Source organism: Streptomyces sp. NRRL F-5755 (genome assembly GCF_001279365.1).
Lineage (GTDB): Bacteria > Actinomycetota > Actinomycetes > Streptomycetales > Streptomycetaceae > Streptomyces > Streptomyces rimosus.
On sequence record NZ_LGCW01000295.1, the window covers coordinates 218,229 to 237,172 of the forward strand.

General features: G+C 71.5%; 17 protein-coding genes. 8 read left to right on the forward strand and 9 right to left on the reverse strand.

Annotated features, from left to right (window positions below):
• Positions 1-101: 101 nt before the first annotated feature.
• Positions 102-455: a cupin domain-containing protein gene (locus tag ADK86_RS32145; protein ID WP_053699747.1), complete on the forward strand. Its 354-nt coding sequence runs from the start codon at positions 102-104 to the stop codon at positions 453-455.
• Between the two features lie 4 nt (positions 456-459).
• Here the strand turns inward: ADK86_RS32145 and ADK86_RS32150 are convergent, their stop codons facing one another.
• Entirely contained in the window at positions 460-1,443 is a 984-nt protein-coding gene (locus ADK86_RS32150) for a DMT family transporter (RefSeq protein WP_053699748.1), read from the reverse strand.
• A 262-nt stretch (positions 1,444-1,705) separates the two neighbouring features.
• On the reverse strand, positions 1,706-5,566 hold the full coding sequence (locus tag ADK86_RS32155; protein ID WP_053699749.1) for a WD40 repeat domain-containing protein: 3,861 nt from the start codon (positions 5,564-5,566) through the stop codon (positions 1,706-1,708).
• 195 nt (positions 5,567-5,761) lie between these two features.
• Here ADK86_RS32155 and ADK86_RS32160 point away from each other — a divergent pair, with 195 nt between their 5' ends.
• The 3 genes from ADK86_RS32160 to ADK86_RS44965 all read left to right on the forward strand — a co-directional run bounded on the left by ADK86_RS32160 (position 5,762) and on the right by ADK86_RS44965 (position 7,379).
• Positions 5,762-6,136 carry a hypothetical protein gene (locus ADK86_RS32160; RefSeq protein WP_053699750.1) on the forward strand — a complete coding sequence of 125 codons (375 nt, stop codon included), beginning with the start codon at positions 5,762-5,764 and terminating at the stop codon, positions 6,134-6,136.
• A gap of 13 nt (positions 6,137-6,149) precedes the next feature.
• Positions 6,150-6,533: a hypothetical protein gene (locus tag ADK86_RS43470; protein ID WP_159394008.1), complete on the forward strand. Its 384-nt coding sequence runs from the start codon at positions 6,150-6,152 to the stop codon at positions 6,531-6,533.
• 342 nt (positions 6,534-6,875) lie between these two features.
• Complete coding sequence (locus tag ADK86_RS44965) at positions 6,876-7,379, forward strand: SH3 domain-containing protein (RefSeq protein ID WP_234346144.1); 504 nt, start codon at positions 6,876-6,878, stop codon at positions 7,377-7,379.
• Between the two features lie 656 nt (positions 7,380-8,035).
• Here the strand turns inward: ADK86_RS44965 and ADK86_RS32170 are convergent.
• Both ADK86_RS32170 and ADK86_RS42705 read right to left on the reverse strand, forming a co-directional pair.
• On the reverse strand, positions 8,036-8,545 hold the full coding sequence (locus tag ADK86_RS32170; RefSeq protein ID WP_107088616.1) for a hypothetical protein: 510 nt from the start codon (positions 8,543-8,545) through the stop codon (positions 8,036-8,038).
• On the reverse strand, positions 8,542-8,823 hold the full coding sequence (locus ADK86_RS42705) for a hypothetical protein (RefSeq protein ID WP_159394009.1): 282 nt from the start codon (positions 8,821-8,823) through the stop codon (positions 8,542-8,544). Before ADK86_RS42705 ends, ADK86_RS32170 begins: the two co-directional genes overlap by 4 nt.
• A gap of 669 nt (positions 8,824-9,492) precedes the next feature.
• Here ADK86_RS42705 and ADK86_RS32175 point away from each other — a divergent pair.
• The 3 genes from ADK86_RS32175 (at position 9,493) to ADK86_RS32185 (ending at position 12,205) form a co-directional block, all read left to right on the forward strand.
• Positions 9,493-10,170 carry an ANTAR domain-containing protein gene (locus ADK86_RS32175; protein WP_053699753.1) on the forward strand — a complete coding sequence of 226 codons (678 nt, stop codon included), beginning with the start codon at positions 9,493-9,495 and terminating at the stop codon, positions 10,168-10,170.
• Between the two features lie 46 nt (positions 10,171-10,216).
• Positions 10,217-10,987 carry an ANTAR domain-containing protein gene (locus ADK86_RS32180; RefSeq protein ID WP_053699754.1) on the forward strand — a complete coding sequence of 257 codons (771 nt, stop codon included), beginning with the start codon at positions 10,217-10,219 and terminating at the stop codon, positions 10,985-10,987.
• 381 nt (positions 10,988-11,368) lie between these two features.
• Positions 11,369-12,205, forward strand: a complete 837-nt coding sequence (locus ADK86_RS32185) for an AraC family transcriptional regulator (protein ID WP_053699755.1) — start codon at positions 11,369-11,371, stop codon at positions 12,203-12,205.
• A gap of 13 nt (positions 12,206-12,218) precedes the next feature.
• On the opposite strand, the gene ADK86_RS32190 is transcribed toward ADK86_RS32185, so the two are convergent.
• Positions 12,219-13,130 (reverse strand): LysR family transcriptional regulator, encoded by a 912-nt coding sequence (locus tag ADK86_RS32190; protein ID WP_053699756.1) that lies wholly within the window; start codon positions 13,128-13,130, stop codon positions 12,219-12,221.
• Positions 13,131-13,289: 159 nt separating this feature from the next.
• Here ADK86_RS32190 and ADK86_RS32195 point away from each other — a divergent pair, with 159 nt between their 5' ends.
• Positions 13,290-14,297 (forward strand): NADP-dependent oxidoreductase, encoded by a 1,008-nt coding sequence (locus tag ADK86_RS32195; protein ID WP_053699757.1) that lies wholly within the window; start codon positions 13,290-13,292, stop codon positions 14,295-14,297.
• 63 nt (positions 14,298-14,360) lie between these two features.
• On the opposite strand, the gene ADK86_RS32200 is transcribed toward ADK86_RS32195, so the two are convergent.
• From ADK86_RS32200 to ADK86_RS32215, 4 genes are read right to left on the reverse strand one after another with little or no spacing between them, the layout of a single operon-like run.
• Positions 14,361-16,316, reverse strand: a complete 1,956-nt coding sequence (locus tag ADK86_RS32200; RefSeq protein WP_053699758.1) for an ABC transporter ATP-binding protein — start codon at positions 16,314-16,316, stop codon at positions 14,361-14,363.
• Between the two features lie 4 nt (positions 16,317-16,320).
• Positions 16,321-16,737, reverse strand: a complete 417-nt coding sequence (locus ADK86_RS32205) for a lasso peptide biosynthesis B2 protein (RefSeq protein ID WP_053699759.1) — start codon at positions 16,735-16,737, stop codon at positions 16,321-16,323.
• A 44-nt stretch (positions 16,738-16,781) separates the two neighbouring features.
• A complete protein-coding gene (locus ADK86_RS32210) occupies positions 16,782-17,039 on the reverse strand; it encodes a lasso peptide biosynthesis PqqD family chaperone (RefSeq protein ID WP_030604968.1) in 258 nt (85 codons plus the stop codon).
• Positions 17,040-17,061: 22 nt separating this feature from the next.
• The gene (locus ADK86_RS32215; protein ID WP_053699760.1) at positions 17,062-18,918 is read right to left on the reverse strand and encodes a lasso peptide isopeptide bond-forming cyclase; all 1,857 of its coding nucleotides are present in this window, start codon (positions 18,916-18,918) and stop codon (positions 17,062-17,064) included.
• Positions 18,919-18,944: the final 26 nt, after the last annotated feature.

Below are 18,944 nucleotides of genomic sequence, written 5' to 3' on the forward strand. Positions count from 1 at the left end.
GAACGCGCCGGGCTGGTCGGCCATGGGGCCGTCCCAACGAGCGGACCAATCCTCGCCCATTGGCTCTGTGCCGCACCCCGGACGGCGGCGAGGATCATGGCATGACGACACGACACGAGATCCCGGGCCACCTCACCACCGTCTCGGTACCAGAAGCCATCACCGCACTCCCCGGCCCCTTCCAGCAGCACGAGTTGGCGAGGGTGAACGACACCACGGCCGTCCGACTCGCACGACTGGAAGGCTCCTTCCCCTGGCACTACCACGACGAGGACGAACTGTTCCTGTGCTGGGACGGCACCTTCCGGGTCGAGCTGGAGGGCCACGGCCCCGTGGTGCTGAAGCCCGGCGAACTCTTCGTCGTCCCCGCGGGAGTACGGCACCGCCCCGTGGCCGAGAAGGCCGCCCACGTCCTGCTCATCGAGCACCCGGACACCAAGCAGTACGGGAACTGAGTCCCTAGCAGCGCTCGGCGACCCGCCGCCCCCTGCCCTCCTCCTCGGAAACAAACAGTGCACCCTTCCGCCGCGCGAGCCGTCCATGCAGCGCCGCGAGCACCGCACCCGCCAGCAGCACCAGGGCACCCACTGCCTGTACGGGTCCGAAGGTCTCGCCGAGGAACAGCGTGCCGCACACCGTATTCACCACCGGCACGGTGAACATCATCAGCGAGGCCGAGGCGGGCCCCACGGCCGCGACGCCCCGGTAGTACAGGAGATTGGCGACGGCGGCAGCACCCAGCGCCAAATAGGCGGCGTTCAACCAAACAGCGGACGGCAGACCGCTCCAGTCCACATCCGGAAGATCGGGGGCGGCGACCACGCCCAGCAGCAGGGCTCCGGCGCAGGTGGCATACGTAGTGGCACGCAGCGGGTCGACGCCGGCAAGGACGCGGGGACCGGCGAGGGTGTAGACCGCCCAGCACACCGCACTGAGCAGAAACAACGCGTCCCCGGCAAGCCGCGTCGGACTCCCGTGCGCACTGCCCCCTGCGCCCAGAAAGAAGATCGCAGCACCGGCCAGTCCGAGACCGAGCCCCGCCAGACGGACCGTCGATGCCCGTTCCCTCCGGGTCAGCAGAAGGAAGAGGCTGGTCAGGACGGGGCTCATGACCGGGATGAGGATGCCGGCGTCCAGGGAGGGAGCGAGCGACAGCCCCCAGAAGAAGAACCCGTTGTAGGCAAAGACGCCGACTATGCCTGCCAGGGCCGGGCGGCCGGCGGCCCGGGGCAGTGTCTTTTTCTGCCCGTCGCCGAACCGCTTTCCGAAGAGCGCCAGCACCATCAGCAGCACCAGGGCGGCGCCGCCGAAGCGCAGGAGGGCGGCCACGGAGTGCGGCAGGTGCTCCACCACCGACTTGGAGCTGGAGAAGGCGCTGCCCCACAGCATCATGGTGATCGACAGGAGGAGGTAGGGGCTGGCTGGGGTCTTCGTTCTGGTCATGGGGGGACTGTGGCGGTCATGGCCTCCGCGGGTCTTGAACGCTGGTGCGCCTGTCGGGGCTTGGCATGCAGACGGACTACCGCCGACACGTTGCCGCCCATGTCGGCCAGGAGCACGCCTGGGGCGAGGAAATCGGTCCGGCTGATGTGGCTTTTCGGGGCGGCGGGTTCGGTTCTTGCCAGGGCAGGCCACCGACAGATCCAAGAAGCCACCCGACCGCTGAGCGAACGCGGCCGCCGAGCCGCTCGTACGGAAAGCCAGGTCATTCGCGGTGTGTCGGCGTACTTGGACAGGGCGGCCTGTAGGCGATGCCGGGGAAGTACTGCTTCCATTGGGCGCGGGTGATGTCCGGGTGGACGGTGCGGCAGATGCGGGCGGTGACGCGGTCGAGATCGGTGTCCCACAGCTTGACGGAGCCGTCTGCGTCCGTGGTGGCGAGGGTGGTCCCGCGCGGGTGGAAGGCCACTGAGTAGATCTTGGCGGTGTGTCCGGTGAGCCGTGCTGTCTCCACGGGTCGCTGGGGGTCGGCGGTGTTCCACAGGCGGACGATCTGGTCGTTGCCGACGCTGGCGAGACTGGTGCCGTCGGGGCTGAAGGCCGCGTCCTGGAGGGTGGCGGTGTGGGTGCGCAGGACCGACAGTTCGCGGGTGGCCCCTGTCAGCGTCACGGTGCGCAGTCTGATGGTGCGGTCCGCGCTGTAGCTCGCCAGGAGGTCGCCGCGTGCGGCAAAGGACAGACCGGTGACGTCCGTGTGGCCGCCCATGCCGCGTAGCCGCTTGGGGTTTCGGGGGTCGGTGATGTTCCAGAGCCGGACGGTGGGGTCGATGCCGCTGGCGGCCAGGAGGGTGCCGCCGGGGTGGAAGCTCACCGACATGAGGGCACCGGTGCGGATGGGGATGGCGGCCAGGCGCCGGGCCTGAGACGGGCGGGTGAGGTCCCACAGGCGGATGACCCGGTCCGCGCCGGCGCTGGCCAGGAGGTGGCCGCGGGGGTGGAAATCGACCGACATGACACCGCTCCCGGGCCCACCGCCAGGAGTACCGGCGGGCTCGGGGAGAGTGGTGAGGTGTTCGGGGCGATGGGGGTTGCTGACGTTCCACAACCGGGTGGTGTGATCCGCACTGCCTGTGGCGAGCACCCGGCCGTCGGGGCTGAAAGCCACCGTATGGACAGCCGCACGATGACCGGTGAGGGTGGCGATGCGGTAGGGCGCGGCGGGGTCGGTCACGTCCCAGAGCCGGACCGTGCGGTCGGCGCTCCCGGTCGCCAGTATCCGGCCGTCGGGGCTGAAGGCCGCGCTGTAGGCGATCCCGGTGTGACGTGCGGTCAGGGCACGCAGGTCCTCCAGGCGGACGCTGTAGTCGTCACTGGCGGTGGCCAATGTGGTGCCGTCCGGGCTGAACGCGGCTGACGAGACCATGTCGGTGTGACCGGTGAGGACGGTCAGCAGCGTTGCCCGGGGCGGATCGGCGGTTTGCCAGATCCGTGTGGTGTCGTCGGTACTGGCACTGGCCAACGTATCGCCGTCGGGGCTGAACGCGAGAGCGTTGACGAGGTCGGTGTGGCCGCTGAGCGGCGCCGAGCGCAGGCGGGGCCGCGAAGCCGCGGTGATGTCCCACAGTTGGACGGTCCGGCCGGTCCCGGCGGTGGCGAGCGTCTTGCCGTCGGGGCTGAAGGCCGCCGCGTAGCCCGCCGAGGTCAGGGTGGTGAGGTGGCGGGGGCGAGCGGATCGGGTGACGTCCCACAGGTGGGTCGTGGCGTCGTAGTCGGCCGAGGCAAGGGTCTTGCCGTCAGGGCTGAAGGCCACGGAACTGACGTTGTCGCGATGGTTCCTCAGCACGGCCAGCGCGCGCGGCCTGCGTGGATCGGTCACGTCCCAGAGCCGTGCCGTACCGTCCTGGCCCGCTGTGGCCAGGAGCGAACCAGCGGGGTGGAAGGCCAGCGTGCTGATATCCCCGAAGTGGCCCGTGGCTACAGACAGCCGGCGGGGCCGTGCCGGGTCGGCGACATCCCACAGGCGCACCGTCCGGTCCCAGCCTACGGTGGCCAGTACACGGCCGTCGGAGCGGAACGCGGCAGCCTGGACGGTGGCGGTGTGCCCCCTCAAGGTGGACAGTTCCCGGGGGCGGTGCCGGTTCTTGATGTCCCACAGCTTGATGGTCCTGTCCATGCTGGTGGTCGCGAGTACGGTGCCGTCGGGGCTGAAGGCCACGTCGGTGGTGCCGCGGTGGTGCCCGGCCAGCCGTGTCGTGTACGGCTGCGATGAGGTGCTGAGTACGCTGTCGCGCGTCTCGTCCTGCGGTGCGAGCCGGTGGGCGGCCAGCCGCAGCTGCGCCGCCAGCGCCGGATCCTGCACCTGCAGGGCGGCGGCCTGCGCCACCGCCTTGCGGGCCAGGGCGCTGTTGCGCTCCTCGGTCGCCCGACGTTCGGCACCGACGGTGAACAGGGTGGTCGCGGCGGACAGCACGGCGAACGTCGCGAGCAGCACTACGAGTTGGCGCAGTCGGCGGGCGCGATGGCGGGCCGTGGCGCTCTCTGCGGCTTCGGCGGCCAGGCCGGCGTCCAAGAACGCCCGCTCGCGTACGGTCAGGGTGGTCTCGTCGTGGTGGAGGAGGTCCTTGGCCAGGGCGAGTCGGGTACCTCGGTACAGTGCGCCGGGATCGCGGCCGAGCGCCTCCCATTCCCGGGCGGCCTCGGTGAGCTGGCAGTGCAGGCGCAGCCGGTCGCGGTCTTCGGCCAGCCACCGACGCAGCCGGGGCCAGTTACGGATCAATGCCTCGTGGGTGATCTCCACATGGCCACGGTCCAGGGTCAGGAGGCGGGCGCGGGCGGCACGGTCCAGAACGGCCGTGAGGTCCGCGGTTTCGTCGAGTTCGCTGCGCGGGATGCGGCGTTTGGTGTCCTCGGTGCCCTCGCCCAGGGCGGTCAGCCGTAGGAAGAGTTGCCGGGCCAGGCGTTGCTGGGCAGCGGTGAGGGCGGTGTAGACGGCTTCCGCGCTTTGGGTCAACGCGCCGTCGAGGCCGCCGGCCGCCTGGAAGCCGGCCAGCGTCAGCGTGGTGCCGTGCCGGCGCCGCCAGGTCTCCAGCAGGGCGTGGGAGAGCAGCGGCAGCATGCCCGTCTGCCCGTGAACCTGCGCGGTCAGCGCCGCCAGCAGCGTCCCCTCCACCCGGCATCCGGCGCGGGTGGCCGGCTGGACGATGGCCCGGTGCAGCTCACAGCTGCTCATCGGCCCCAGGGTGACCTGGGCATCACGCAGCGCCTCGACCAGCTCCGCGTGGCGTGTGCAGTGCGGGTAGAAATGGGCACGTACACCTAGCACCACCCGGCAACGGCTGTTCGGGGCGCGTGCCGCGGTGACCAGCGCGGTGATGAAGGCGGCGCGCTCCAGGTCGCTGTGGCACAGGGTGAAGATCTCCTCGAACTGGTCCACCACCATGACGACCTCCGCGTCGTCGTGGTGGTGCAGGGCGATCTGGCGCAGCACCCGGTGCAGGTTGGCGCGGTCGGACACGAAATCCTCGTGGAGTCGGCCCGGCGCGATGCCGGCGTGCGGTGCCAGGTGGACCGCGCATTCTTCCAGCGGGTGAGCGCCTGGCGTACATAGGACGCTGATCAGTGGCCTGCTGTCGGCGGCCCGTATGCGGGGAAGCAGACCCGCGCGCAGCAGCGAAGACTTGCCCGAGCCCGAAGCACCGAAGACGGCCACGAACCGTTGCCGGGCCAGCCGTTGCACCAGCTCGTCGACCAGGCTCTCCCGGCCGAAGAACCGGTCCGTGTCCTCGGCTCGGAAGGCCGCCAGTCCCACATACGGCGCCTCCGCTTCCCCTGCGGCCGGCACCACCTCAGCCGCCTCGACAGCCCGTTCAGCGGCTACCTCGTGCCAGCGCCGCTCCCACTGCCGGACGTCACCCCCGCAAGCCTGGACATACGCCAAGGTCACCGCCAGGGAGGGCAGCTGCCGTCCCGCCGCAGCACCGGACAGCGCAGCAGCCGAGTAGTGCGCGCGGGCGGACAACTCCCGGTACGTAGGACTGCCGGCCGCATGCCGCAGCTCGCGCAGCTGCGCGGCGAACCGCAGCAGCGCACTGTCCTCCTGGTCAAGCGGACGCTCTTTACGAGGCATCACCCCACCCCTCGCACATTCGTGCCCGGCGGCACAGGGTTTGGTCTCCTACGGCGCCCCGAGACCCATTCGCCTACGTGCTCCCCCGAGGCCCGCATTGTTCACGAACCGTTTGTTCACCGCCAGGGCCCAGACACTGAACAACGCATCACTGCTAGAACGCGGTCATCAAGCGACCGAAGAGGAGGGCCATCGATGACCAAGGCCAAAAGAAGGCACCTGGTAGCGGCGGCACTGACCGCCGTGGGCGCAGGCGGGATCGCCCTCGCCCCGGCAGCTGGCGCAGTTCCCTCCGCCGGCGCCGACACCCGTAATGTCACCGCATACGTATGGGCCAGCAACGTCAACGTCCGCTACGCCCCGTACCTCTCGGAACGGGTCCTCGGGAAAGTAGGTCCGGGCAACGTCAGCGCCCACTGCCAGAACACCGGCGAGCAGGTGACCTACGGCCGCTACACCAACCACTGGTGGACGTACATCACCGCCCACGGTGGCGGTTGGATCAACAACGTCTTCATCCGGGGCGGCAACAACAACGAACCCGTTCCCGGCATCGGCATCTGTCCCTGAAGGAGCCACGCACATGCCCAGCGCATACAGCGCAAGACGCCGCGCCGGCCTGCTGGCGACGGTGGCAGCGGCAGCGGCACTCACCGCTGTCCCGACAGCCCAGGCGGCCGCACCTGCCGTCCTAGGCCCCAGGGACGTGACCGCGTACGTATGGGCCAGCAAGGTCAATGTCCGCTGGGGACCGAACGTATGGCAGCCCGCCTTAGGGCAGGTCGGCCCCGGCAACGTGTCCGCCCGATGCCAGACCCCCGGTGATCAGGTGACCTACGGCCGCTACACCAACTACTGGTGGACGCTGATCACCATTCCCGGCAGCGGAGAAATGGGCTACATCTCCGATGTCTTCGTCCGGGGCGGCAACAACAACGAACCCGTCCCCGGAATTCCCGTCTGCTGAGGTCACGGCCCAGCTCTGCCCAGGGCGCCGTGGCCCGAGCACCAGGGGCACCGCGGGCCACTCCCCGAACCGCTGGGCAGTACAGCCCCACTCCCTGGCCAAGCAAGTGTCTGGCCGCCACCTGTCGGATGTGCATGCCAGCAGAGTGTCCTGATCGACCTACCGGTCCCCGGGGGTGCCCCAATCGATGAGGAACCAGGTGGACTCACGATTCCGCACCCCACAGCAGAACGGCCAGATGTCATCCAGCGGGCCGGCGCGCTCGCGGGGACCGTCACCGCCGCGCACCCCTGCTCGGGGCAACACCCGCCCCAAAGGCCGGGCCACAAGACAGGAGAAACGATGAAGAAGAACCGTCGGTACACCAGCGGCACCCTGATCGCCGCAGCTCTCAGTGTCATGCCCCTCTTCGGAGCTTCCCCCGCCGCAGCCGGCAACCATGTCCCCAACAAGCCGCCGACGGAGGTAAGCAGTGGGGCGTTCGTCGAGGAGCCGGGCGGCAAACCCCAGTGCGCCGGAGGGTGCGCGCAGACCCCGACAGAAGAACGAGGCAACCACTCTCCCAATGCCCCCGCCCCGGCTATCGCGCCGAGCGCAGCCAGCGTCTCCGTACCACTCAGCGGAGCACGCGGCCTCTGCCACGTGCCGCACACCTGCTGGGTGCAGGAGAACAACGTCAACTTCCGCACCGGCCCGGGAACGAACTACCCCTCGCTGGGCCAGGTGCACAGGGGGCAGGGTTTCGACGTGACCAGTTGGGCGGGCCCCTGGTTCAAGGGGAATTTGTGGGGCGGTCCACGCAATGTCTGGATCCACGGCCAGTACCTGGACGAGCAGCGCCCTTAGTTGGATCACCCGCCACACCACCGGCCTCCACACCTGAAGACCGTACTGCGGGGTCGGAGCGGACCCTCGGCCAGGTGGGCACCGGCAACGTCACCGCCGTCTTCCGGAACATCGGCGAGCAGGTGGCGTAGGGCCGGTCCACCAACCATTGGTGGACGTACATCACCGCCCACGGCGGGGGACGGACCGATAGCGTCTTCATCCGGGGCGGCAAGAACAACGAGCCCGTGGCCCTGCATCCCCCAGTGCTGAACAGGCCCTCCACTGCCTGATTCTCCCCGAACACGGAATCAGCACGAGCACCGGATTTTCGCGGCGTGCCCATTCCGGCGCGCCGCACCGGTCGCCTCCTCGCACCACTCAGGCCACCAAGGCGAGCAGACCGCCGGCCCGCATCGCCCTGGTCGTGATCTCGTCGGGCGGAGAAGACGATGACGTACCCCCAGCGGCCCGCCACGGAGGGCCACCGGATGCTCGGCCGCCGCCCATGGCGTCGGCACAAGCGGCACAAGACCAAGAGCGCCCGCCGTCCGCTGTGCCTGCCGGGCACCGCCCGGTCCGTCCCCGCCGGGATCGGGCCAGCGTCCGAGCGGCCCGAGAGGCACCGATCGCCCGGCCCGTGACTTTGCAGTTCTCTTACCAGGCCGGGGGCACGGTTACGGATCTGTCACCGCTGCGCCTTTGACCTCTCGCGGGCGACGGCTGGGGATCATGCCCGGGCGCCACGCCGGCAAGCCCGCTTCCAGTTCCGCCTCGCTCTGTAGCAGCAGCGCGAATGCGGGCATGCAGTCTGCCAGTTTGCTGTCGCGCAGCGGATGTGCAGCTCGGATCAATTGTGAGAAGTCTTCCAGAGCCACCTGTCTGCCGGTTTCCGCGCCGCCCGTTGATGCATACGGCAGCAGCGTGCAGCGCAGAAAGCGAGCCCAGTCCTCACCGCGCCGGTTGTCGTACGAGGCGAAGAGGGCGGCTGCCTCCTCGCACAGCGCCAGCGCCTGGGATGGCAGCCCGCTGCCTGCGGCGATGACCGCAAGCTCGATCAATGACCAAGCCTCGCCGTGCATGACACCGATCCGCTGGAAGCCCTGCCGGGCACCGAGCAGCAGTTGGCGGACGAAACCGCTGTTGCGAAGGCTGCCGATCTCCGCGACCCGGTAGTCACGGATCACCCGGCCGTAGTGGTGCCGTGCGCAGGCAAGCCCGTACACAGGGCGGGCCGCACCACTGCCGCGATACCGGTGACGTGCAGCAGGCGCAGTGTCGGTACGTGGTCGCCCACCACCCTCAGCCATCCGCGCCGTGCGCTCAGGCGTTGATGCGCGCACAGCAGTAACCATGGTCCGGAGCAGTCGAAGAACGTGGCCGGACGCAGGTCGAGCAGCACGGCCGACTCCGCAGCGTCCATGGCCGCGGTGAGGCGGCCGCGTGCCGAGCGGGTTGAACTCACCGTGCAGGTCGACCACGGTGACATCACAGAACAGGTAGCCGCACAGCCACCAGCGGCCGGTCAAGCCCGCCGGGCCGGGTGGTACGGCTGCCGAACGGCGGTGCTGCTGCTCGGACATGCGCTCTCCACCGTGAGACAGCCGGTCAGCTCGCGGCGTCTGCGGTCGGCAGGACACCGCGGGCAGCACACGAGCACCGTAGTGGCACCAGTCTGGGCCCGGAACACGCGAACGTCCGTGCAGTCGTCGCGCCATCCGTTCGGGTGGTTACCTGCCCGTTTCGCGCGCCGGCACCGCCGATGCGTGCCGCACCCCGTCCGCGGCGCCGGACCGGCGTCGCAGGGAACGGCCGGGCTGCCTCGGCCGACCGGCGCTGTGCGGTCCTTCGTCGTACAGCCCCGCTTTCCCTGCAATGCGATCGCCGCGTTCCCCCCGAGCCCACCGAACGCGGCCCCATATCCCCTTCCGCGCGCACGGCTTGTCCGGCGCCGCCCGCCACACCGCATCCGTCACAAAGGTGACACGGGCAATACCACTGCAGCAGGTCCGCTACCAAGCTGAACGGTGCTTTCCGCGTCCAGGGCTCCGCGGCGCCGTGGCGCCACTAACCTGCGAGTACGGCGTGTGACCGCCTGTCGGAGTCGGCGCGCCATCGTCGCAGGGAGGCCGCGATGGAGGACGCGGGTGTTCTGCCCCAGCTGCTGGACGGCCTGGCGCAGGCCGCCGAAGCCGAGGAGCGCCGCCGGTGGGCGCAGCGGTGTGCCCGGGCGCTGGAGCTGGAAGGCATAGCGGCTTCGCTGAACTCGGAGCTGGTGTGGTTCAGCGACGACACCAGTGCCCGGCTGGAGGATGCGCAGTTCACCCTGGGCCAGGGTCCGGGCCTGGCCCCGGACTTCGATCAGGTGCCCTACCAGGTGGCCGACCTGGGCCAGGAGTTGGACGAGCGGTGGCCGCAGTTCGCCGCCGAAGCCCGCAGGCTCGGCGTGCGGGCCGTGTTCGTCTGGCCGCTGCGGGCCGGCGCGGCCCGCTTCGGCACCCTGACCGGCTACCGCAGCCGGCCCGGTCCGCTGACCGGGCGGCAGGCGCACGACGGGCTGCGGGTGGCCGATGTGCTGGCCGGGCAGTTGCTGGCCTGGCGCCCGGGCGCCGAAGCCGCCCACGGAGGCCGGGGGGCCGCGGGTGCGGTGGAGGTGCACCGCATCGAGGTCTATCAGGCCGCCGGCGTCCTCAGCCACCGGCTGGGCGTGGCGGTCGACGAGGCACTGGTGCGGCTGCGCGCCCAGGCGTACGCCGCCGACCGGCCCGTCACCGACGTCGCCCACGACATCCTGCGCGAGCTGCCACCGTGACGCCCCGCCCGGCCACGGGGTTGCTTACCGTACGAGGAGACACAGCATGAGCAGGGAAGAAGCCATCACCCGGACGTTCGTGGAACTCGCCGACACCCTGGTGGACGACTTCGACGTCATCGACTTCCTGCAGCACCTGACCACCCGCTGCTGCGAGATCTTCACCCTCGCCGACGCCGCCGTCCTGCTGGCCTACCCCGGCCCGGATCTGCACAGCCCCGCCCCGTGCGACCCCAGCCCCGCCCTGTCCAAGGTGCTGGACCTGGCCCTGCGCGAAGGCCCCGGCCGCGACGCCTACCGCACCGGCACCACCGTCGCCCCCGGCGACCTGGCCCGCGCCCCGGCCGACTGGAACGACTTCACCACCCAGGCCCGCAACGCCGGCTACACCCACGCCTGCGCCGTGCCCCTGCGGCTGCGGCGGCAGACCCTGGGCAGCCTCCTGCTGCTGAGCACCACTTCCGCCCCGATGCCAGCCGACGACCTGCTCGTGGCCCGCGGCTTCGCCGACGCCGCCACCATCGGCCTGCTCAACGCCCGCACCCTCGAATACGCCGAGTCCGTCAACGAACAGCTGCACACCGCCCTGCACAGCCGCATCGTCATCGAACAGGCCAAAGGCTTCCTGGCCTCCCAACGCCGCATCCCCCTCAACACCGCCTTCGAGACCATGCGCCGCCACGCCCGCCAGCACTGCTTCAGGCTCACCACCGTCGCCCACAACGTCATCACCACCGGCCGACTGCCCCAGCCCCCCAACACCCCACCGAACAACCAGCACCCCGGAAAACCCACCCAAAACACGCCCTCCGAATGACGTTCCGCTGGTTGCCGACCCGGCACCGGCAGCCGGACCGGCCGCAGGCCGGTGACGGAAGGCAGGGCTGAACGCCGGCGCAGCAGCCGCCGCCGGGGCAGCACGGACATCCAGCTCCTGGGCCAGGGCGCGGACGATCACCAAGCCGAGCCCGCCCTCCTCGCTCATCTGCGCCGGACGCAGGCAGGGCCACTCGGGACTGTCGTCGTGCACCTCAACCGTCAGCCCCTGAGGATCGCCGCACCGGCGCAGCCGGCAAGAACTGCGCGTGTGGGGGACCGGCACGGCGGGCGCTCCCTCCTGGCGGCCCGGACGCGCGGACGGTGCCGGGTTCGCGCCCCCACGCATCTCCACCCCCGCAACGTCTTCCATAATGCCCGCATGACCAGGGCCGACGGCTGGGTGCGCTACTGGCGGGACGGGGACCGTCCCGTGGAGGCCATGCATGCGCACTTCTTCGATCATGTCTATCCGCCGCACAGCCACGACACCTACTCCTTCGGCATCACCGATGCGGGCGCGCAGCGCTTCCGTTGCCGGGGTGGCGATCACACCAGTGGTGCCGGGATGGTGATGGCCTTCAACCCGGACGAGGTGCACGACGGGCGGGCCGCGGCCGAGTTGGGGTATCAGTACCGCATTGTGCACATCGGGCCTTCCGTGGTCCGCGACATGATCAGCGACGCCACGGACGGGCGTACCGGCGCCCTGCCGCTGTTCCCTGATCCTGTGCTGACCGACCATGCGCTCGCCGGGGCCCTCGCCCGGCTGCACGCCGCGCTGGCCGGTCCCGCGGATCCGTTGGTGCGCGACGAGCGGCTGGCCGCTGCCGTCACCGCCATGGCGCGGCGTGGCGCGTCCGCGGTCGCCGCTCCCCTGCGTGTCCGGACCCCGGCCGACCGCGCGCGCCGCCAGGCCGCCCGGCGGGCCCGTGCGCTCCTGGACGACGCCTACCTGGAACCGCTGACCGCCGAGCGCCTTGCGGAGGCCGCCGGGTGCAGCCGGTTCGCTCTCTACCGTGCTTTCCGCGCGGAGTACGGTCTGGCGCCCAGCGACTATCAGCGGCAGCTGCGTCTGCGTCACGCGCGCACGCTGCTCCGGGCCGGTGCCACGCCCGCCGACGCGGCGTCGGTCAGCGGCTTCGCCGATCAGGCGCACTTTGGCCGGTGGTTCCAGCGCGTGTACGGCATCACGCCGGGGGCTTTCCGGCGCGCCTGAGTGCCGGCACGGCTCAGCGCACGGCGGTCTGCCCGGCGTCGGCCCACGCCGGGGCCGCCCCGGCCGACCGGAGTTCGCGGATCAGTGCCCGTACCGCCGCCGACTCGGCCGCCTCGGGCGTGGTCACGTAACCGACTTCCCGCCGGGGCGGCCGCGGCGCCAGAGAGGTGACGGTGACGTCGGCGGGCGCGCCCGCCAGGGTCATCATGGGCATGATCGACATGCCCATGCCGCGGGCGATCATCGACAGCACCACGGTGTCGTCCTCGGCCCGGATCGTGGCCGGCGGGATCCAGTCCTGGCCGGCCCACCATGCGCGGGTGTACGAACCGCAGTTCTCGTCCCAGTCGATCAGCGGCAGGGTCCGCGGATCGACGTGCGCGCCGCCCGCCGGGTGCGCCAGCGCGTACGGCTCCTCGAAGAGCCGGGCGCCGACCAGGCCCGGCGGCGGGCCCGCCCCGTCCAGGGTGGCGATGCCCAGGTCGGCCCGCCCGTCGGCGACTTCCCCCGCGGTGCCCCGGCCGATCTCCCGTACGATCCGCACCTCGGGCGACAGGCCCGGGTGGCGGCCGGTCAGCCGCTCCAGTACGGCGGGCAGCAGTTGGGCGGCGGCGCTGCGGAACGCCGCGATGCGCAGCGGGCCGGTGACCGCCCCGTCGCCCGTGCCGCGCACCTCCTGCCCCATCGTCTCCAGCAGCCGCACGATCCGGCGCGCGTAGGCGACCGCCCGGGTGCCCGCGGCGGTCGGGCGGGCGCCGTGCCGGCCGCGGTCGAAGAGCACGGCCCCGAGTTTGCGTTCACAGGTCCGTACGGCATGGGAGACGGCGGACTGGGTCATGCCCAGGCTCGTGGCCGCCGCGGTGAAGCCTCGCTCCCGCTCGACGGCGATCAGGATGCGCAGCTCGTGCGGCGCGAGGTCGCTCATGCCGCAAGTATTCCATGAGCGGCATTCATGGAAAGCCCGTTTCCATCGACGCGGGCCCCTGCCCACGGCGGCGACGGCTTCTTACGGTGGGCGGAGCGCGGCCGAAGATCACCCAAGTACCGCCGCCCCACATATCCGCCTACTCTCCCAGGAGCCCCTATGACCGCCACGGCCGCCCGCTTCGTCCACCAGGTCTCGCGCCCCGACGGCTTCCCGACCGCCGGGAACTTCGCCTTCATCGAGGAGACCGTCCCCGCTCCTGCCCCGGGCCAGGCGCTGGTGGAGAACGTCCACCTCTCCGTCGACCCGTACATGCGGGAGCTGATGGACGGTGGCTGGGACCTGCACGCCCCGCTGGAGGGGCGCTCCATCGGGCGCGTCACCGCGTCCCGCGCGCCGGGCCTGGCGGAGGGCGACCTCGTCTTCCACCGCAAGGGGTGGCGCACCCACGCCCTGGTGACGCCGGACGAGGTACGTGTCCTGCCCGACCACCGGGGCGTACCGGCCCGCTCCTACCTGGGCGTTCTCGGCGGCACGGGCCTGACCGCCTACGTCGCGCTCACCCGTACGGCACGTCTGAAGCCCGGCGAGAGCGTCTTCGTCTCCGCGGCGGCGGGCGGCGTGGGCAGCGCGGCGGGCCAGTTCGCCCGGCTGCTGGGCGCGGGCCGTGTCGTGGGCAGCGCAGGGTCACCGGCCAAGGTCCGGCGGCTGACCGAGGAGTGGGGTTTCGACGCGGCCTTCGACTACCACGACGGCCCGGTCGGCGACCTGCTGGCCAAGGCCGCTCCGGACGGCATCGACGTCTACCTGGACAACGTCGGCGGCGACCACCTGGAGGGCGCCATCCAGGGCCTGCGCGAATTCGGCCGTATCGCCTGGATCGGCGCGATCGCGCAGTACAACAGCGCCCGGCCGCCCGCCGCGCCCCGCAACCTCTTCGACATCGTCGAGAAGAGCCTGCGTCTGGAGGGCGTCCTCGTACGCAACCACCGCGACGCCCAGCGCGAACTGGAGGACTTTCTCGTCCCCCACCTCCAGGCGGGCCGCGTCATGGACGCGCAGACGGTGGTGCAGGGTTTCGACAACGTGGTGGACGCGTTCCTCGGCATGCTGGGCGGTGCGAACAGCGGGAAAATGATCGTGGAGGTGGGGGCCGAGCGGCTTTAGGGCCGGCACCGGCATGCGGTGGCGTTGCCTCCCCCACGGCTTCCCGCCTCTCCGGAGCGGGGATCAGCCCTCCGGGACCGGAGCCGAAGGTCCGCGGCACCGGCGGACGGCGATCAGCTGCGTACTCGCCAACTCGGCGTACAGGGAGTCCTGTGCCATCAGTTCGGCGTGGGTTCCCCGTGCCCGTACCCGGCCGGCTTCCATGACCAGGATGCGGTCGGCGGTGGTCACGGTGGACAGGCGGTGCGCGACGACCAGGACGGTGGTACGGCGTGCGGTGTCGGTGACGGTCTCGCGCAGGGCGGCCTCGTTGGCCGCGTCGAGCTGAGAGGTGGCCTCGTCGAGGAGGAGCAGCCGGGGCCGCCGGAGCAGGGCCCGGGCGATCGCCACCCGCTGCCGTTCGCCGCCGGACAGCCGGCTGCCGCGGTGGCCGACCTGGGTGTCCAGACCGTGCGGCAGACAGCCCGTCACGGTGTCGAGCCGGGCCAGGCGCAGGACGTGGGCGATCTGCTCGTCGGTGGCGTCGGCCGCGCCCAGCGTCAGGTTGTCGCGCAAGGTTCCGGCGAGGACGGTCGGGTCCTGTTCGACGTAGCCGATGGCGGCCCGGAGCTCGGCGAGCGGCCATCGGCGGATGTCCCTGCCGTCGAGCAGTACGCGGCCGGCGTCCGGCTCGTAGAAACGCTCGATGAGGGCGAAGACGGTGGTCTTGCCCGCGCCGGACGGCCCGACGATCGCCGTCACGCCTCCGGCGGGAACGGCGAAGGAGACATGGCGGTGCACCGCGGGGAGACCCGGCCGGTAGGCGAAGCGCACCTGCTGGAAGGCCACGGTGGCGGGGTGCCGGCGCCCTTCATGAGAGCCGGGAGGCCGCTCCGGGGCCGCGGCGGCCTCGTCGCCACGCCCCTGCGCACCCTCCGCTCCCTCGAACCCCTCTCCCTCGAACCCCGCTGCCCCGCCCTCCGCTTCCCCGCCCCCCAGCGCCTCGATCTCCAGCGTCTCGGCCCCCCGGATACGTACGGCCGCGGCTGCCCCGATCTGCAACTGGCCGACTCCTTCGACCAGTTGACCGATCCTGGGGGTGAGGGCGAAGAGGTAGAGCAGGAAGGCGACGAGCGTGGAGACGCCGATGGAGCCGGAGGTCACGCGCGCACCGCCCACTCCGAGCACGACCAGGAAGCAGATCTGGAGGACGACGGCCGACAGGGTCGCGGACACCGCCTCCCACGCGGCGGCGCGGACGCCCGTACGGCGGGCGTGTTCGGCCGCACGGTGCAGTGCCGCGGTCTCGTGCTGTTCGGCGCCCGCCGCCTTGACGGTGCGCAGCGCGCCCAGCGTCCGTTCGAGCCCGGCTCCCATGCGGCCGACGGCTTCCTGCGTGTGCCGGGTGGCCCGGCCGATGTGCGGCGTCACCACGGTGACGACGAGGCCGACGAACGCGATCACGGTGAGGGTGACGCCGAGCAGGACGGCGTCCAGCAGCCCCATCATCACGACGGTAGCCACCGTGATCAGAGTGCCGGTGACCGCGGCCGACACGGCCTGGGGGGCGGTGCGTCGCAGCAGTACGGTGTCGGAGGTGACGCGGGCGATCAGATCGCCCGGCTCGGTGTGTTCGATCACCGGTACGCGCAGGCGCGGAAGCAGGTGGGTCAGCCTGCGCCGGACAGTGCAGACGACGGATTCGGCGGAGCGGTCGAGCACATAGTGGCCGAGGCCCGCGAGCAGTCCGCCGGCCACCACCAGCGTGCTGAGGACGACCACGGGGCCGACGGTCGGCTGCCCGTGGCCGATGATGTCCATAACGTGCTTGGCCGCCAGCGGCTGGGCCAGCCCCAGGACGCTGCCCAGCAGGCCGAGCGCGACACCGGCGAGCATGCGTCCGCGCTGTGGCCGGAGGTGGCCGGCGAGGGCCCGGAGGCCGGACCACGCGGAGCCGCGGCCGGCGAGGCCGGCCGGCTGTTCCGCCGGGTGCGCCGGGCCGTCGGTGCGGCGGGCTTCGGTCGGGGGCGCCGAGGTCACGGCCTCACTCCACGGTGAAGAAGCGCTGGAAGTAGGAGGCCGGTACGTTCTCGCCGACGAGTTCCCCCTCCGCTTCCACCCAGGCGTGCGCGGCGAACGGCGGGCGGGCGCGGACTCCTACGCACCAGGCGGGCCACTGCCCGTGAAGACGGCACAGCAGCACCGTGGCCAGGGACCGGGGCAGGCATCCCTTGCTCCCTCCGGCGGCCAGGCTCACCGCGAGGACCGTCTGCCGGGCGCGGGCGGCCTCGGCGAGTGTGGCGGGCTCCGCCCCGCGCCGCAACCAGCCCAGGACGACGCGGATACGGCCGGGCGGCAGCGTGGCCAGTACATGGGCGCAGCCCACCGCCGCCCGGGCCGTGAGGCGGCGGGCCAAGGGGATGGAGCGAGGGCGGTAGGGGACCGCTTCCGGCGTCGACATTGCGTACCTCTTCCCTGGGGCCAGGTGAGTGCCCGGTGCGGTGGCTACGGTGCGATGAGGCCCGCGGAGCGCAGGTCGTCGATGATGCGGGTGACGTCCTGAGTGGCCACGTCGGTGTCGACGCCCTCGTAGTGTCCGGTCAGTTCCTCCACCGCCTGGTCGATGCCGCGGCCGTCCAGCAAGGTCTGGAGGACGACTGCCGCCGTGGGGTTGAGGGTCCAGTACTCGGCGCTCTTCTGGTCGAGCAGCGCCATGCCGTACTCGGTCTCGGTGAGCAGAACACCGGGTTTCAGTGCGTACATCGCCGTCACCTCTCCTGTTCGGTCAGGGGCCGGGCGGTGCCGGGGTCATCTCGCGGGAGCGCAGCCACACTTCACAGGCCACGGTCGGGTGCAGCAGGTAGCTCTCCGTCTCCGCGGACAGCGAGCGGCGGCACCATTCCCGCAGGACGTCCACGTCGACCAGGCCGAGCCGGCCCAGCCGGGATTCCTCGCAGAGCGCCAGCAGCCGGGCGCGGTGGCGCCGCAGCCCGGTCTCTTCCTCGAAGGTGGCGTTGGCCTTGGTGTCGCGCGTGCGGACGGCTTCGGGCACGATGCCGCGCATGGCCTCGACGATCAGCGGTTTGTACCGCCAAGGGGTGATCCGCTCCGGTGTCCGGACCGCGAGGCAGGCTTCGATGACCCGATCGTCGTAGTACGGAGCCGCCACGGTGATCCCCAGGGGTGCCGCCATCTGCCCGATGTGCCGGGTCCACTGCGAGATACCGTCCATCGCGGCCAGTTCCCGGTGTTCGCCGTGGCCCCTGCCCCGCGGCTCGGCGTCCGGCAGGCAGGCGGACAGCAGCTCGCGCGCCGCCGCGACGGCCTCGGGCGTGGCCCAGGGCGGCATCCGGGGCGGTACGGACCAGTCGAGCAGCGGTTCGTCCGCGGCGGCCGCCGGCTCCGTCAGGTCACGGGCGACCCGGGCGATCCAGGACCGGTAGGAGCGGCGGTCCAGGAGCTGGCCCAGCACCTTGCGCCGGGGCCACTGGTACTTGGCGGCGTATCCGCGCAGGTCCCGCAGGGTGTGGAAGGGGTGGGCGGATATCGAGGCGTGCAGCCGGGCAGGCGTTCCGGCCAGGAGTTCGTCGCCGCCCAGCCCGGTCAGGTGCAGTCCGGACCCCCGGCCGGCCGCACGGCCCAGGAGGTGCATGCGGCGGTTGCGGTCGACCGTGAGCATGCTGGGCGTATCCAGAATGTCCTGGAGCGTATCGATACCGTCGAAGGTCAGGGCCGTGTCCCGGGCGGGTACGACGTGATGCTCGACCGACCCCAGGGCCCGGACGGTCTGCCGCGCCCAGTGCACATCGTCACCGAGTTCGTCGTGGAGGGCGGCGGTGTACGCGACGACCTTCGCCTCCCCGCGTGCCGCGGCGCAGCACACGGCGGTCGAGTCCAGGCCGCCCAGATCCGTCGTCACCAGATCACGTCCCCGCGTGCGTACGTCGACGGCGGCGGTCAGCGCCTCGCTCAGGCGCACGGCCCCTTCCGTCAGCGGGACGTCGGGATCGGGCGGTGACCACCACCGGCGTGGCCGTGCTCGTCCGCCGGCATCGAGCGTCAGGCAGTGGCCGCCGCGCAGCGCGTGGACGCCGCGCCACTGCGGTGCTCCCGACAGCGGGTGCGGTACGCCCAAGGTGAGCAGTTCCAGGGCGATACGGCGTTCGTCCAGCCCCGCACCGACCAGTTCGGCCAGCACGTCGGCCCGGTCGGCCGCGACGCTCACCCGGGCGGACACCGCAGGCGTGGCCTCGGCGTGGAACACCCGCCGCAGATCGACGACTCCGCCCTGCACCCGGACCTGCCCGCCTGAACTGGCCACGAGGTGGAAGCTGCCCGCCCATGTGCTGCTGTGCCGGTCCAGGGCCGTCAGCGACGCGGTGGCTGCCGCCGCGGCGGCGCGCCGGGCTTCCCGGGGGGTGACGGAATGCTCCCCGATCACGGCGACGCGGGTCCTGCCGTGCACCCCCACGACGGCCGACCCGTCGGTCCACCGGCCCACCAGCCAGGGCCTGCCGGAAGCATGACGCAGGCTGTGCGTCGCGTGGGAAAGTGCCTTCGCGGCAACCGCGGTGGCCGCGCCGGTGTCGGGCAGGACGACGAACCAGCTGGTCAGGGCCGACAATGACAGGGACTCTTCCACGGCTACGGCCTTCGGTCGAAGTGACG